Origin of the sequence: Saccharibacillus sp. WB 17 (assembly GCF_008634075.2) — a bacterium.
Lineage (GTDB): Bacteria > Bacillota > Bacilli > Paenibacillales > Paenibacillaceae > Saccharibacillus > Saccharibacillus brassicae.
The window spans coordinates 50,590-65,239 of the sequence record NZ_VPFK02000002.1 but is presented as its reverse complement, the minus strand read 5'-3'; the positions used below and the strand labels follow the sequence as shown (position 1 = coordinate 65,239).

Annotated in this window: 17 protein-coding genes (1 of these 17 cut by a window edge); 11 read left to right on the top strand and 6 right to left on the bottom strand. The window is 59.3% G+C overall.

Going from position 1 to position 14,650, the window contains the following annotated elements:
- Nucleotides 1-77 precede the first annotated feature (77 nt).
- From FTE24_RS00310 to FTE24_RS00295, 4 genes are all read left to right on the top strand, one after another.
- On the top strand, nt 78-482 hold the full coding sequence (locus tag FTE24_RS00310) for a GNAT family N-acetyltransferase (RefSeq protein ID WP_170315031.1): 405 nt from the start codon (nt 78-80) through the stop codon (nt 480-482).
- Between the two features lie 123 nt (nt 483-605).
- Entirely contained in the window at nt 606-1,481 is an 876-nt protein-coding gene (locus FTE24_RS00305; RefSeq protein WP_141448377.1) for a YitT family protein, read from the top strand.
- A gap of 288 nt (nt 1,482-1,769) precedes the next feature.
- On the top strand, nt 1,770-2,990 hold the full coding sequence (locus FTE24_RS00300; RefSeq protein WP_150234797.1) for a TraB/GumN family protein: 1,221 nt from the start codon (nt 1,770-1,772) through the stop codon (nt 2,988-2,990).
- Between the two features lie 281 nt (nt 2,991-3,271).
- Nucleotides 3,272-3,958, top strand: coding sequence for a M15 family metallopeptidase (locus tag FTE24_RS00295; RefSeq protein ID WP_150234799.1), 687 nt, complete (start codon nt 3,272-3,274; stop codon nt 3,956-3,958).
- A 21-nt stretch (nt 3,959-3,979) separates the two neighbouring features.
- Here FTE24_RS00295 and FTE24_RS23120 read toward each other — a convergent pair whose 3' ends face one another.
- Together FTE24_RS23120 and FTE24_RS23540 are read right to left on the bottom strand one after the other, a co-directional pair.
- Entirely contained in the window at nt 3,980-4,249 is a 270-nt protein-coding gene (locus FTE24_RS23120) for a hypothetical protein (RefSeq protein WP_237401566.1), read from the bottom strand.
- A complete protein-coding gene (locus FTE24_RS23540) occupies nt 4,218-4,682 on the bottom strand; it encodes an aminotransferase class I/II-fold pyridoxal phosphate-dependent enzyme (RefSeq protein ID WP_337189994.1) in 465 nt (154 codons plus the stop codon). Before FTE24_RS23540 ends, FTE24_RS23120 begins: the two co-directional genes overlap by 32 nt.
- Before the next feature lie 110 nt (nt 4,683-4,792).
- On the opposite strand from FTE24_RS23540, the gene azlC reads away from it, so the two are divergent.
- Both azlC and FTE24_RS00280 read left to right on the top strand, forming a co-directional pair.
- On the top strand, nt 4,793-5,521 hold the full coding sequence (azlC, locus tag FTE24_RS00285; protein ID WP_141448381.1) for an azaleucine resistance protein AzlC: 729 nt from the start codon (nt 4,793-4,795) through the stop codon (nt 5,519-5,521).
- Nucleotides 5,518-5,844 carry a branched-chain amino acid transporter permease gene (locus FTE24_RS00280; protein ID WP_141448382.1) on the top strand — a complete coding sequence of 109 codons (327 nt, stop codon included), beginning with the start codon at nt 5,518-5,520 and terminating at the stop codon, nt 5,842-5,844. The genes azlC and FTE24_RS00280 overlap by 4 nt, the downstream gene beginning before the upstream one ends.
- On the opposite strand, the gene FTE24_RS00275 is transcribed toward FTE24_RS00280, so the two are convergent.
- Nucleotides 5,841-6,323, bottom strand: a complete 483-nt coding sequence (locus tag FTE24_RS00275) for a GNAT family N-acetyltransferase (RefSeq protein WP_141448383.1) — start codon at nt 6,321-6,323, stop codon at nt 5,841-5,843. The genes FTE24_RS00280 and FTE24_RS00275 overlap by 4 nt on opposite strands.
- 210 nt (nt 6,324-6,533) lie before the next feature.
- Between FTE24_RS00275 and FTE24_RS00270 the strand changes: the two genes are divergently transcribed.
- The 3 genes from FTE24_RS00270 (at nt 6,534) to FTE24_RS00260 (ending at nt 9,569) form a co-directional block, all read left to right on the top strand.
- Nucleotides 6,534-7,058, top strand: a complete 525-nt coding sequence (locus FTE24_RS00270; RefSeq protein WP_141448384.1) for a DUF402 domain-containing protein — start codon at nt 6,534-6,536, stop codon at nt 7,056-7,058.
- Nucleotides 7,059-7,314: 256 nt separating this feature from the next.
- A complete protein-coding gene (locus FTE24_RS00265; protein WP_202111692.1) occupies nt 7,315-8,646 on the top strand; it encodes an Nramp family divalent metal transporter in 1,332 nt (443 codons plus the stop codon).
- 197 nt (nt 8,647-8,843) lie between these two features.
- Entirely contained in the window at nt 8,844-9,569 is a 726-nt protein-coding gene (locus FTE24_RS00260) for a phosphatase PAP2 family protein (protein WP_237401565.1), read from the top strand.
- Between the two features lie 259 nt (nt 9,570-9,828).
- Here the strand turns inward: FTE24_RS00260 and FTE24_RS00255 are convergent, their stop codons facing one another.
- A complete protein-coding gene (locus FTE24_RS00255; protein WP_150234801.1) occupies nt 9,829-10,308 on the bottom strand; it encodes a GAF domain-containing protein in 480 nt (159 codons plus the stop codon).
- Between the two features lie 259 nt (nt 10,309-10,567).
- Here FTE24_RS00255 and FTE24_RS00250 point away from each other — a divergent pair, with 259 nt between their 5' ends.
- The gene (locus tag FTE24_RS00250; protein ID WP_141448386.1) at nt 10,568-10,870 is read left to right on the top strand and encodes a hypothetical protein; all 303 of its coding nucleotides are present in this window, start codon (nt 10,568-10,570) and stop codon (nt 10,868-10,870) included.
- Between the two features lie 338 nt (nt 10,871-11,208).
- Nucleotides 11,209-12,642: an MDR family MFS transporter gene (locus FTE24_RS00245; protein ID WP_150234884.1), complete on the top strand. Its 1,434-nt coding sequence runs from the start codon at nt 11,209-11,211 to the stop codon at nt 12,640-12,642.
- Nucleotides 12,643-12,946: 304 nt separating this feature from the next.
- Here FTE24_RS00245 and FTE24_RS00240 read toward each other — a convergent pair whose 3' ends face one another.
- Together FTE24_RS00240 and FTE24_RS00235 are read right to left on the bottom strand one after the other, a co-directional pair.
- A complete protein-coding gene (locus FTE24_RS00240; protein ID WP_141448387.1) occupies nt 12,947-13,414 on the bottom strand; it encodes a MarR family winged helix-turn-helix transcriptional regulator in 468 nt (155 codons plus the stop codon).
- Nucleotides 13,415-13,702: 288 nt separating this feature from the next.
- On the bottom strand, nt 13,703-14,650 hold the 3' portion of the coding sequence (locus tag FTE24_RS00235) for an NAD(P)/FAD-dependent oxidoreductase (protein WP_160441605.1). It continues 204 nt past the right edge of the window; only the last 948 of its 1,152 coding nucleotides appear in the window; its start codon lies beyond the right edge, outside the window; the stop codon is at nt 13,703-13,705.

Below are 14,650 nucleotides of genomic sequence, written 5' to 3'. Positions count from 1 at the left end.
TAAGAGCAGGGTGAGGCGATGAGGCCCGTTTTTGGTTCGAATTTATGTATTTTTGCGAATGAGAGGTTTGATTTGAAGTGGGAGTCAAAGTAATTACCAAAGAACAAGCGTGGGAGCTGCGGCATGCGGTGATGTGGCCGGAGGAAGAATTCGATTATATCAAGCTGCCGGACGACGACGAAGGCATTCATTACGGATTGTTCGAAGGCAGGGAATTGGTCTCGGCGGTGTCGTTGTTCATACAGGGAAAAGACGCGCAGTTTCGCAAGTTCGCCACGCTCAGCGAGCGGCAGAATCAGGGCTACGGCAGCCGGCTGCTGAACGCGGTGCTGGGCGAAGCGAAGCGCAAAGGCGCCAAGCATATTTGCTGCAACGCAAGAACGAACAAAATTCCATTTTACGAAAAATTCGGCCTCGTCCGAACGAACGTCGTGTACCGCAAAGGCGGTCAGGAGTACGTGGTGATGGAGCGGTTTTGCTGAAAAGAACGGGAGCGGGGCGGTTCGCCGGAGAGGCGAAGCCGCCCCGTTGTCATTTGCCCCGAACGCCGCAACTGGTATAGACTGTATTTTAGTGTTTTTTTATTTTTATAGAGGGGGCAAGGTATGGAAAAAGAGAGAACGAAGAAATCGGCCAAGTCGCTCAAAATTTTCTCCAGGGTGCTGCTGATCGTGATTGGCGCAGTGCTGACCGCCTACGGTCTGGAAGCGGTCCTGATTCCGAATCAGGTGTCCGACGGCGGCGTGACGGGTCTGAGCATCGTCGGTTCGCAGCTGTTCGGTATCCCGCTGGGCCTGCTGATCGCGATCATCAATATTCCGTTCGTCTGGCTCGGCTACAAGCAGATCGGCAAAAGCTTCGCGCTGTATTCGATCGTCGGCATCGCGGCGCTCGCGATCAGCGCAAGCCTGATGCACCACGTGCCGACCATCATTCAGGGCGACACGCTGCTCGTCACCGTAGTAGGTGGCATCATTATCGGTACGGGCATGGGCCTTGCGCTGCGCAACGGCGGGGCGCTCGACGGCATCGACATGCTGGCCGTGCTGCTGTCCCGCAAACTGCCTTTTGGTACGAGCGACCTGATCCTGTTCCTGAACACATTCGTGTTCGTCGTCGTCTCGTTCGTGTTCGGCCTGCAAGGGGCGATTCTGTCGGCGCTTGCTTACTTTATCGCTTCCAAAGTGATCCATATCGTCGAAGAAGGTCTGAGCGGCTCGAAGACGTTCAAGATCATCACGAACCAGCCGGAAGTCATGGTCGAGACCATTCGGGATCGCCTCGGACGCGGCGCCACGTATTCGGACGCGTACGGCGGCTACTCCAACGAGCAGTTCAAGGAGATCACGTGCGTCATCAACCGGATGGAAGAGAGCAAGATCAAAGAGATCATTCACGAGATCGATCCCAACGCTTTTGTCGTCGTGTACGACGTGGCGGAAGTCCGGGGCGGCAATTTCAAGAAAAAAGACATTCACTAAACAGAGATTCGCTAAAAAAGACATTCGCCAAGCCGACAGGTTCCCACCTGTTTACTTCATGGCGCAGCATTCCGCAGAGCCGTGCGCAGACCGATTCACCGTCGCATGGGAAAAGCCTTTCTCCGAATTTTTTCGGGGAAAGGCTTTTTGCCGCGCGGATTGGCGAAAATCACGTATTTTCGTAACGTAAAGCTTCTGCTTGGTGTTTATATGGGTAACGGATAGTAAGCACACATCCAGAACAACAGCCTACCCCAAATCTTCCATTCTAAGGAGAACCCAACGCCAATGAAACCGTGGAAAAACATGCTCCTCTCCCTGACCGTCTCCGTCGGCCTGATGGCCTCGGCCGTGCCGGCTTTTGCCGCGGCTCCGCCCGAAGGATTCGCGCAGACGTCCGTCAACCTGAACGGCAAAAAGATCGATTATGCGGCCGGCGAAGCGCTGGTGCAAAAAGGCACGACGCTCGTTCCGGTCGATCTCACGACGCAGGCGCTCGGGATCAAGCTCAAAGACAACAAAAACGGCACCGTGCGCGTGACCGTCAACGGCAAAGTCGTGACGCTCGAAGCGAAGTCGAAGCTGATCGACGGCATTCCGTTCGTCTCGCTGCGCGCCCTGGCCGAAGTGGCCGGATACGACGTCCGCTGGGACCGCAAGACGAACACGGTGCTGCTCGTCTCGCAGGCGACCGGCCAAGCGGCACGCGGCTTCCTGTGGGAAGTACAGAACGGTCCGACGACCGTCTACCTTGTCGGTTCGATGCATATCGCCGACGACAGCTTCTATCCGCTGCGCAAAGAGTTCGAGCAGGCGTTTGCCGAAGCGGACTATCTGGGCGTCGAGATCGACCTCAGCCAGGCAGCGGGCGAAGACCAGCAGAAGATGATTCTCGATATGGGCACGTACAAAGACGGCACGACGCTCAAAGATCATATCTCGGCCGCTACGTACACGGAACTCGGCAAGCTGCTGAAAGCGAACGGACTTCAGGCGAACGCGCTCGACAAGTTCAAGCCGTGGGTCGTGGAGACGACGCTTGGCAGCCTCAAGTCCAGCGAAGCCGGTTACGAAGCCGGAGCGGGCGTCGATCTGTACTTTATCCAGCAGGCGGTCAAGAAGAAAATTCCGGTGATTGAACTGGAATCGTACGAATCGCAGCTGGGCATGTTCAACGGCCTGTCCGACAAGGTTCAGGAGAAGAATCTCAAGAGCGTAATCGACAACTTCGATTCGATCGAAGACAGCACGAACGAAATGGCCGAAATGTGGAAAAGCGGCAACGAAAAAGCGCTGCTCGAACTTACGAACAGCGTCGCTCAAGATCCCGAGTATTACAAAGCGCTGCTGACCGACCGCAACGTCGGCATGGCGGACAAGATCGAAGGTTACCTCAAGAGCGGCAAAGCCGAAGAATACTTTATCGTCGTCGGCGCCGCGCATTATCTGGGCAAAGACGGAGTACTCAAGCTGCTGGAAGACAAAGGCTACAAGATTATGCGCAAATAGTCAGTAAAAAGACAGCCAAAAAGGCAGCAAATCATCGGATGTATAAGAAAAACGAAGGAAAACCTTCAAGACGCCAAATAGCCGTTATCTCCCTGCCGGGAGACAACGGCTATTTGGCGGTCGCTTACGGCTTGGCGTAAGGGTGCCTGATCCGGCCGGATTCGCTGCGCGGCCGCCGCTTCGAAACGCCCCGGCTGGCAATGCGCGGAAGGTTCCGGGTAGAATGGAGACAGAGTAACACGACGCCAAGCGATCCTATCAGCCGACGAAGGAGACGATCCATGCCGCCCGCGAACCCACCGACACCGCCTCCCAAGCCGCCCTCCCCTGTCCGCCCGCGCCCGGCCAAGCGCCGCCGAAAGTCCGGCTGGCGAGGCTGGCTGACGCTCGCTCTGCTGCTCTGTCTGCTGGCCGCCGGCTGGAGAGCGCTATCTTATTTCGGCTACGTGCCGGAAGTGCCGGGCGTCGAGAGCAGCGAGAGCGGCGGCCGGATCATCGCGCTGCATCCCGAGATTCGCGAGAAGTCCGAGCGGCTGATCCGCCTGGCGGCGGACCGCGGTATCGACGTCGTGATCACGTCCGATTTTCGCGGCATCGACGAGCAGGACGAGCTGTTCCGGCAGGGACGGGACAAGCCGGGGAATATCGTCACGAACGCGCGCGGCGGCCAGTCGTACCACAATTTCGGACTGGCGATCGACTTCGCGCTGCGCGACGGTTCGGGCCGAATCGTGTGGGACATGGAGCTGGACCGCAGCGGCAACGGCCGTTCCGACTGGATGGAAGTGGTCGAACTCGCCAAAGAAATGGGCTTCGAATGGGGCGGGGATTGGAGCAACTTCCGCGACTATCCGCATCTTCAGCTCACGTTCGGCTACACGCTGCGCCAGCTTCAGAACGGCAGATACCCGCCGGGGTCGGCTGTCGAGTCGCCGGAGCCGGCCCCGAACGCCGGCAGCTCGAATTAAGGTGAACGACCGACGGCCTGATCAGGCGCCGCCTTGCAGATTGCCGCGCAGAATGCGCAGGCCGCGTTCCAGCTCGTCTAACGAGTCGGTAGACGACAGCGCGATGCGCAGGTAATCGCCGGAAGCGCCCGCTCCCGCAAGGAACCGGTCCGAATGGAACACGCGGACGCCGGCTGCGAGCAGGTCGCTTTCGAGCCGCGCGGCGTGCATGGGGCGCGGCAGGCGCAGCCAGCGGAAAAAGCCGAGCGGATGGCCCGGCTTATCCGATTGCGGGAAAAATCGGTCGAACAAGTCGTTGGCGCCGCGCGCCAGCGACTTTTTGTATGCGACGATATCGCGCGCCGGGCAGCATGCCGCTGCAGTCGCCGGCCACCGGCACGAGCTTGATGCGAAGCGACTTCGCCAGTTCGATGAAGTTGGAATACGTGTGCGTGTCCACGGCGATCCGGCTGCCCGGCTCGAACAGGGCGAGCCGCGTGACGACAAGCGCGTTCTGGGCGCCGGAGACGATTGCGACCCGCTCGGCACTCGCGCGTATACCGAGCGGACGCATCCAGCGCAGCGCGGCTTCTTTTTGCCCGGGCAGGTCGGCGGGATCGTGGTAGTTCAGGAAGCGCTCAAGCCCTGCGCGCGCCGCGTTGGCCGAGACGAACGTGCCGCTGCCCGTGACGGTCCGGCCGCCAGGACATCGGGTAGTCGACGAAAGAGTTAATCGGCATGGCACACCTCGCACCTCGCAAAATTGTAATCCATACAATTATAACGTTGATTGTATGGATTGTGGGCCCTAAAATAAACGGACAAGCTTACAGGCGAAGAGAGGGATTGAAAGAAATGAACGATTCAGCAAAAGTGTCTCAAGCGTTCCGCGCGGCTTTTCCCGTGACGGTGCCGATTCTGGCCGGGTTCGCGTTTCTGGGCATCGCCTACGGCGTGTTCATGAACGTGTCGGGCTTCGGCGTCGGCTACACGTTTCTGATGAGCCTGCTTATTTTCGCCGGTTCGATGGAGTTCGTGGCCGTCGGTCTGCTGCTCGGACCGTTCAATCCGCTCGGGGCGCTGCTGCTGACGCTGATGGTCAACGCGAGGCATTTATTCTACGGCTTGTCGATGCTGGAAAAGTATAAAGGGACAGGCTGGAAAAAGCCGTACCTGATCTTCGGCATGTGCGACGAATCGTTTTCGATCAACTATTCGGCGAACATTCCGCAGAACATCGACCGCGGTTGGTACCTGTTTTTCGTGACGCTGCTCAATCATCTGTACTGGGTTGCCGGAGCGACGGTCGGAGGGCTGCTGGGTTCGTTCGTGCGTTTCGACCTGGCGGGCCTCGAATTCGTCATGACCGCGCTGTTCGTCGTGATCTTCGTGGAACAGTGGATGAAGCAAAAAGTGCATCACAGCGCGATTATCGGCATCGGCGTCTCGGCGGCAAGCCTGATCCTGTTCGGCGGCGAACGCTTTATCGTGCCGGCGATGATCGCGATTCTGGCCGTGCTGACGCTGACGCGCAAAGCTTCGGAACGCAAAGCGGCGGAAGCCGAAGAAGGAGGACGGGCATGAGCATGACGTTAAGCCAGCAAATCGTCGTCATCGCCGTGATCGTGCTCGGTACGATGGCAACGCGGTTTCTCCCGTTCCTGCTGTTCCCGCCGGGTCGTCCGACTCCGCCGTACATCCAATATCTCGGCCGGGTGCTGCCCGCCGCGGCGATCGGTCTGTTGGTCGTCTACAGCCTCAAAGACGTGAACGTGCTCGCCGGCAGCCGGGGTCTTCCCGAATTGGTGTCCGTCGCGGTCGTCGTCTGGCTGCATGTGTGGAAAAAGAACATGTTCCTGTCGATCGCGGCGGGCACGATTCTGTACATGGTCCTGATCCGTCTCTAGCGTTCGAGTTTTCCGGTGCTCCAATCGTTCGCGTCCGTTCCGCCGAGCAGCATGTCCACATGCGGAATGCCGTCTTCCGGATACACGTCGGAGATCGGCCGGAAGCCGAGCGAGCCGTAGAATTTCTCCAGATAATGCTGCGCCTGGATCTTGATCTCGCGCTCGCCGCGTTCTTCGGTCAGAAAAGCGATCGCGCGCGTCATCAGCTCCTGGGCCAATCCGCGGCCGCGGAAATCGCCGCCGACGAGCACCCGTCCGATCGAAGCCTGATCGTAGGCGACGCCCGGCGGAAGCAGGCGGCAGTAAGCGGCGATTTGTCCGTTCTCCTCGGCGAACAGATGGAAGCTGCGAAGGTCTTTGCCGTCGATCTCGGGATAGAGGCAGTTCTGCTCCAGCATGAAGACGTTCACCCGCTGCTCCAAAATCCGGTACAGTTCGTCTGCGCTCAGTTGTTCAAACGATTTTAAATGCCATTGCATAGGTCTTGTTCTTCCTCTCGGGCTGGATTGGGATGCGTGCAAACGCTAGTCCCTTGTCAACGCCAAAGGTTCGGATCAAGAGTTGACAAGATACTAGGTTGAATTATAAAGGTCGGCCTCGTTCGTGTAAATTGGCCGCCGTCCGGGTTATAGAAGAAAGAACGCGCAAGCCGGCCGCACATTCGGGTTGGCTGCGGGAAGGAGCCGAATATGGACTTGAAGCTGCATGCGCTCAAATACGGCGATACGCCCCATTACGACTGGGACATGAAGCTGCTAGGCGAACGCGAAGGCTGCCTGATCGCCGAAGGGGCGCCGGGACGCCAATTGAAGCATCATACGAAAAAGCGGACGTTTACCGTGCCGCACGCTTCGCTCGAAGTGTATGCGCTGGAAGAAGGATTCACCGTCAGTTTCGATATTGCGGACGGCCAAGTGATCTCGATCTACTGCAACGTATCGCAGCCGTGCGTGCGGGACGGGGAGCATGTGTCGTTCGTCGACCTGGATCTGGACCTGCTGTGGAACGAAGCGGAAGGCTGGCACGTGGTCGACGAAGACGAATTCGAAGACAACCGGCAGCGGCTCGGGTATCCGGACGAGCTGACGCGGTACGCGCAGCGTTCGCTGCGCAGTTTGCAGGAACGCGCACAGCGCGGGGAATTCCCGTTCGACGGAAGTTTGGACGAAGAGATCGGACGTATTCAAGCCGGGACGGCGAAGCTGAACTTCTAGCTTCGCCGTTTTTTCGTGGATCGGACAAGGCGCAGACTTTTCCGAACCGTCATGAAACGCCGTGAAAAATAATTTGTTTTTTGCGCAAGTTTTCGTATTGAAGTGTTTACATATAAAAAGAAAAGGATTATAATCAGTTCAAAAGTTGCACCGGGGAAACATTCATGTGCAAGGAGAACAAATAGAGTCGGAACCAAAATAGAGCCGAAACCCAAATAGATCAGGTACGAACTGGAGACGGAGGGGGGAACGAAGGATGGAGAAAGAGATCGAATCTCGAACACGGGAGGGCGCCGATCCGGCGCCGAACGAACTCGTGCGCAATCAAACGGACAGCAGAACCCGGACCGAGATCGCGGCCCAGGCTGTGCTGGACGGAGACACCAAAGGTCTCAAGCGGCTGCTGCCGTTTCTGGGACCTGCGTTTATCGCGGCGGTCGCCTATATCGACCCAGGCAACTTCGCGACCAATATTACGGCGGGCTCGCAGTACGGGTATATGCTGCTGTGGGTCATCTTCGCATCGAACCTGATGGCGGTGCTGATCCAGTCGCTGTCGGCGAAGCTCGGCATCGCGACCGGACGCAACCTGCCGGAGATCGCGCGCGACCGCTTCCCCAAAGGCGTCTCGATCTTCCTGTGGATACAGAGCGAATTGGTTATCATCGCGACGGACCTGGCCGAATTTATCGGGGCGGCGCTCGGGCTGTACCTGATCTTCGGGATCCCGATGCTGCCGGCCGCGCTGATTACGGCCGTCGCCTCGTTCGCGATTCTCGAATTGCAGCGCCGCGGGTTCCGGGCGCTGGAGACGGGGATCGCCGGCATGGTCGTCGCCGTCGTGCTGGCGTTCGCGTTCCAGGTATTCATGGCGAAGCCCGATATGGGGGCCGTGGCCGCGGGCATTTTCACGCCGCAGTTCGAAGGCACGCAGAGCATCATGCTGGCCGCCGGCATTCTCGGCGCGACGGTGATGCCGCACGCGATCTACCTGCACTCGTCGCTGACGCAGAACCGGATCGTCGGCCGCAACGAGGAAGAGAAGAAGAAGATTTTCCGGCTCGAATTTTTCGATATCATCTTCGCGATGATCGTGGCCGGAGCGGTCAACATGGCGATGCTGATCATCGCCGCGGCGCTCTTTTTCAAAAACGGGCTGTTGGTCGAACAACTGGATCAGGCGTTTATCCATTTCCGCGAACTGGCCGGTCCGGCGACCGCGATCTCGTTCGGCCTCGGGCTGCTGATCGCCGGCTTGTCGAGTTCGTCGGTCGGCACGATGTCGGGCGACGTCGTCATGCAGGGCTTCATCAACAAACGGATCAATCTGTATCTGCGCCGGGCCATCACGATGATTCCGCCGCTTGCGCTGATCATCTCGGGCATCAACGCGACCGAAGCGCTCGTCGCAAGCCAGGTCATCCTGTCGTTCGGCATCGCGTTCGCGCTCGTGCCGCTCATGCTGTTCACGGGCAACCGCAAGCTGATGGGCGGACTCGTAAACCATCCGATCACGCAGGTGCTGGGCTGGGCGATCGCGGCTCTCGTCATCGCGCTGAACATCTTTTTGGTCGTCGAGAGTTTCTGAGTGCAGCATGACGCCTCTCATTCAAGCCTTTTCCGCATCGGCGGAGAAGGCTTTTTTGTCGAAAAAAAGAACGATTCCCTACGATTTTAATTTTTATTCCGCGCAAAGTGTTTACTTGGGTGCCGGGAAACGTAAATTGAATGTAAAGCCATCTTGGTGGCCAAATCCTATTTCAAGAAGAACCCGGAGGAAAAACAATGTCGCAAAGCAAAGTTACCACTTCGATGAGGCACACCGCACTGTGCTTTATCGGGTTCGGCCTGTTGGCGGTCGCCTTCGTCGTCATCGCCATGCTCGTCGGATCGGGCAATCAGAGAGTCATCGATTTCGACCATAAATGGATCGGGCGTATTCAGGCGCAGGAAACGCCGATCTGGACGCAGGTAGCGGAGACGCTGTCGTGGATCGGTTCCACGCAGATCGTCATCGTGATCGAGGTGGCGCTGCTCGCGTTTCTGCTGCTCGTGCCCCGGCTTCGCTGGGAACCGCTGCTGCTGCTCGTCGCCACCGGCGGCAGCGCGCTGCTGAATATTCTGCTCAAAAATCTGTTCCGCCGCGAACGCCCGGATATCAACCGATTGGCGGAAGAGTATTCGTTCAGTTTCCCGAGCGGGCATTCGATGGGCGCGTTCGCGCTTTACGGCATTCTCGCGTATTTGCTGTGGCGCATAATCCGTCCGCTGCCGCTGCGCATTGCAGCGCTGGTGCTGTGCATCCTGCTCACGCTGACGATCGGGCTCAGCCGAATCTATCTCGGCGTGCATTACCCGAGCGACGTGATCGGCGGCTATGCCGCGAGCGGAGCATGGCTTGCGCTCACGATCGGAGCGTTCGAATACTGGCGCCACCGCAAGCAGCGCCGCCTCGGCGGCCGTTCGGAAGCGGACGTCCAGAACGCGGAAGCGGATCGCGCGCCGATCTGAGGCGTCGGGCGAAGGTGTCGCTGGACATGTATCGGCGTAGGCCCGAGGGAACAGGCCGGCGGAACCGCATTATAGAAGCGACCGCCGAGATAAACGCCGAAATGAACGGCAAAAAAGCTCCCGCATCGCCCAGAGGCGACGCGGGAGCTTTTTGGTTCGGGCGCAGCAGTACGCAGCAGTATCAGGGCGCTGCCCTAATCGTACGCGGGCAGCGGACACCGCAGCGAACGGTTCGCTTGAACTGCCTGCACGCCGGCCTTTACAGCTGGGCAGTCAGAATCCGCGCGAATTCTTCGACGAATTCCTGGTCGGTCCCGTCGAAGCGGGCATGTTCCGGGCTGTCGATATCGAGCACGCCGATCAACTCGTCGTTCTTGACGAGCGGAACGACGATCTCGCTGTTCGACGCGGCATCGCAGGCGATATGGCCCGGGAAAGCGTGCACGTCGTCGATGCGCTGCGTCTCGCGGGTCTGCGCGGCGGTGCCGCAGACGCCTTTGCCCATCGGAATACGGATGCAGGCCGGCAGGCCCTGGAACGGGCCGAGTACCAACTCTTTGCCGTCGTAGAGGTAGAAGCCGGACCAGTTCGTATCGGGCAGGCACTGCGACAGCAGCGCCGAAGCGTTGGCGAGATTGGCGATCCGGTCGGGTTCGCCGTCGATCAGGGACTTCAGCTGGGACAGCGCGGTCGCGTAACGCTCTTCGCGCGTACCGGCTTGGGGTTTCGTTTCAAACATGGGCATAAGCCTCCTATTCGCGGACGTATTCGATGAAAAATCAGGCCGATCTTTGGCGAAACAGGGAAGATCGGTCTCTTAATTTAGGCCTTTTTCAGCTCCAATGTCAATGAGCGCAGCCGGAAGATCGCGATGTTTCCGGCGGGAAACACGCGGGTAAATACAGGTTAACTCATAGACTGCGCATCTGTCCGAAGCACAATGAAGCTCCGCGTGCCGGAAATGCGACAGCCATTCACAGAAAGCGAGGAGAAGCGATATGCAGGCCGCAACGCAGAATTTGTTCGTACGCATCCATTTGCTGCATTACGCAGAAGAGCAAGACATCTCGATCCGCGAAGCGCTGCCCAAGCTGGAGCGCGCCGGTTACCGGGTCGCCGACCGCGAAGTCAAGCAGGAGCTGGAGAATCTGGCCGCAGAGAATCTGCTGACCGCTCACGGCGAGGAATACACGCTGACGGGAGCGGGCATCACCGAACTGCGCAAGATCCGCGGTTCGCTGGGCAGCCTGTGCTCGGAAGTGCTGACCGCGGAACCCGCGGGCAAAGCCGTCAGAGCCTGATCGCCGCGGGAGACGGGCTAGCCGGCCGTGTCTTCTGCGGATAGCCTTTGCTCGCCGACGTCGATATCGGCGGCAGGTCCGCACGTTTGCATCTTGGGATGCGGACGTGCTTTTTTGCGGCCGCAGGAGTGCGCCGCGGAAAAAGGTTTTACCGGGACCGTTCTTTCTTTTCCGTGGTAAGATAGAAAAAGTGCCGTTTCGGCCCGGGTGCAGATCGAACCGGGTTCGGGCGGTGTACGAGATTTTGAACGGGACGTCCGGAGACGCCTTTGTTACGGGAGGATTTTGAAACGGTGGAACAACTGCAAAGCAAACGCAAATACGTCTTGGCCGGCCTGATGCTGTCGACGTTCCTGGCGGCGGTGGAAGGCACGGTCATCAGCCCGGCGACGCCGTCGATCGTGGGCGAGTTCGAAGCGGCGTCGCTCATGAGCTGGGTGTTCGCGGCTTATCTGCTGACGATGGCCGTCACGACGCCGATCTTCGGCAAACTGAGCGACCTGTTCGGCCGCAAGCCTATTTTTCTGACGGGATGCCTGATCTTTATCGCCGGTTCGGCGCTGTGCGGCTTCGCGGGCGGCATGGAGCAGCTAATTGCGTTCCGCGCCCTGCAGGGCATCGGCGCGGGCGCCGTTATTCCGGTCACCTACACGATCGTGGGCGACCTCTACAAAATGGAGGAACGCGGCAAAGTGCAGGGCATGATCAGTTCGGTCTGGGGCATCGCGTCCCTGGTCGGGCCGCTGCTGGGCGGTTATCTGGTCGATACCTTTTCGTGGCGCTGGATTTTCGGTATCAACGTGCCGTTCGGCCTGCTGGCCGTCCTGTTTATCGCGCTGTTCCTCAAGGAAGAACGGACGCGCAAAAAAGCGAACATCGACTGGGCCGGCGCCGCGACCTTCACGATCGGCATGACGACGCTGCTGCTGGCGCTGACGTCCGGCGGGCAGAGCGCGGCCTGGGATTCGCCGCTCATGATCGGCCTGCTGGCGGGATCGATCGCCATGCTGGCCGCGTTCGTCTGGATCGAGAGCCGGGCAGCCGAGCCGATGGTGCCGCTGAAGCTGTTCCGTATACGCGACATTGCCTTCTCAAGCCTGGGCGCGATCTTCGTCAGTACGCTGCTGATCGGCTTGACGACGTATATTCCGCTCTGGGTACAGGGCGTGCAGCAGGGCAGCGCCGTGCTGTCGGGCATGCTGCTCGCGCCGATGTCGCTCACCTGGATCATCGGCTCGTTCGTGGGCGGACGCATGATCGCCAAAAGCGGCGCACGCGGCGCTGCCGTGATCGGCTTGGCGGCGCTTGTCGCAGGCAGCGCCGGCGTGGCGCTGATGGGCGGCCATTCGCCGGTCTATGTGCTGCCGCTGCTCATGCTCGTGCTCGGTCTCGGCTTCGGCATGTCGCTCACGGTGTTTACGATCGTGGCGCAGTCGTCGGTCGGCTATTCGATGCGCGGAGCCTCGACGGCGCTGAACACGTTTCTGCGCACGCTCGGCCAGACGCTTGGCGTCGCCTTCTTCGGCACGCTGCTTAACGCTTCGCTGCTGTCGAACGCCGGCGGCGATTCTTCCGGCGTCAGCGAAGCGGAGATCAACGCGCTGCTGTCGGAACATACGCGCGCCGAGATGTCTCCGGACCGGCTCGGCAGCCTGTCGGGCGTGCTGGAGAGCGGGCTGCACAGCCTGTTTATCGTCATGCTCGTGCTCACCGTGATCGGCCTGCTGGCGGTGCTGCCGCTGAGCAAGCGTCCTCCGGCGCCGAGCGAGTGACAGCAGTTTTACCTACGAAAAAGACGATTTCCCGTGCCTCGAAACGGGAAATCGTCTTTTTGCGTGCGGGCAGCGAAGAGGAGGACAGCAGCAGGGAGAAAGCGCGGCAATCGCTGCCGAGACCGATGCCGGTCGGGCGCAAACATTGAGAAATATTTCACTTAATCATCCGCAAAAGATTCTGCCTGACCGATCCGCAGCTGCCGCCGGACGGATCGCGGAACTTATCGTTTTACGCATCGCCGGGCCTGCTACCGCGTCGGTCGTCGCCGAACGCGGACACTCCCGACGCCGGAGCGCCGCTTTATTTGCGCGCCGACGGGGACAGTCGTTCCGCTTCCATGCCCATTTTTTTGAGCAGCGTAATCAGTTGGAGCATTTCTTCCTCTTCGAGGCCGCTGAGCGCGTTCGTGAGACGTTCGGCGTAGTGGGGATAAGCGTCGTCCATCAGCGCTCGGCCTTTGTCGGTCAGTTCGGCATAGATGACGCGGCGGTCGGTCGGGCACGGTTGGCGGACGAGCAGGCCGTGGCGTTCCAGCTTGTCGATCACGTATGTGACGTTGCCGCTCTGGAGCAGCAGCTTCGCCCCGATCTGTTGAATCGGCTGTTGGCCTTTGAAGTAGAGAACTTCCAGAACGGCAAACGCCGTAGGATTGAAGCCTTGAATCTTGCTGCCGCTGACGGCATGTTCGCTGACGCTTTTGAACGACTTGGCGAATACCCGGTACAGATGCAGGGACAATTCGGTATCTCGTGCTGAAGCATGGATCATTGCGTCTCCGCCCTTTCAAATTTTGGTAGATGGTTTATATTTATCTTAGTTCAGTGTGAACATTTGAGAACATGTCATTTGTCACAGTTTTTCTTTTTAACTATTAAAATTTTTTGTACTTTTATGAAATCTTCAAATTTAAAGTGATCTCGGTCACATGTATGAAAAAGAAATCGGGGAAACGCAAGCAAAAAGCCGGTCCACGCTCAAAAAGCGCAGACCGGCCCGAAAGGCGGACATTTGGCGGAGCAGCCGGATACGGCCGTCCCCGCTTCGCCCGGCAGGGGATCAACCTTGCAAAGCCGCGGCCCGTTCGGCTGCGCTCGTGCCGGCCGCATGGCCGGTCGAGAACGCCGCCGTAATGTTGTAGCCGCCCGTGTAGCCGTGGATGTCCAGCAGCTCGCCGCAGAAATACAGGCCGGCGGTCAGCTTGGACTCAAGCGTCGACGGGTCGACTTCCTTGAGCTGGACGCCGCCGCCCGTGACGAACGCGTCTTCGATCGACAGCGTACCGTTCACGGGAACCGGGAACGCTTTGATCAGCTTGGACAATTCGATCCATTTGAGCTTGGGGATGTTGTCGTGCGTCAGCATCTCGTCGAGTTCCGCGCGCACGAGCAGCAGCGGAATAAGCTTTTCCGGCACCGCCGTCTTCAGCACGTTTTTGATCGCTTTCTTGGGATCGGCTGCCGTGAGGTTCAGCGTCTCCCGGTACACGTCGTCCGCGCTGCGGTCCGGCATCAGATCGACCGTTACCCGCACCGTGCCGCCGGCCTGCTTGTCCAGCTCCTTGACGACGTATTGGCTGCACCGCAGCGCCGCCGGACCGGACAGGCCGAAATGGGTGAACAGCATATCGCCGACGTGCGTGACAAGCTTTTTGCCTTTGGCGTTCCAGACGGTCAGCTCGATCTCGCGCAGCGACAGCCCCTGCAGTTCCTTGCTCTGGATAAAGGCGGCTCCGGACGTCAGCGGCACTTCGGTCGGGAACAGCTTCGTAATCGTGTGCCCCGCTTCTTCCGCCCACGGATACCCGTCGCCGGTCGACCCGGTCTTGGGAACCGACTTGCCGCCGACCGCCGCGATCACGCAGGGCGCGTACAGTTTGCTTCCGTCCTTCAGCTGCACGCCGGCCGCCTGTCCGTCTTCGTACAAAATGCGCGCGACCGGAGTGTTGATCCGCACTTCGACGCCGAGCGAACGAATCCGCCCGACCAGCGCGTCCACCACTGTCTT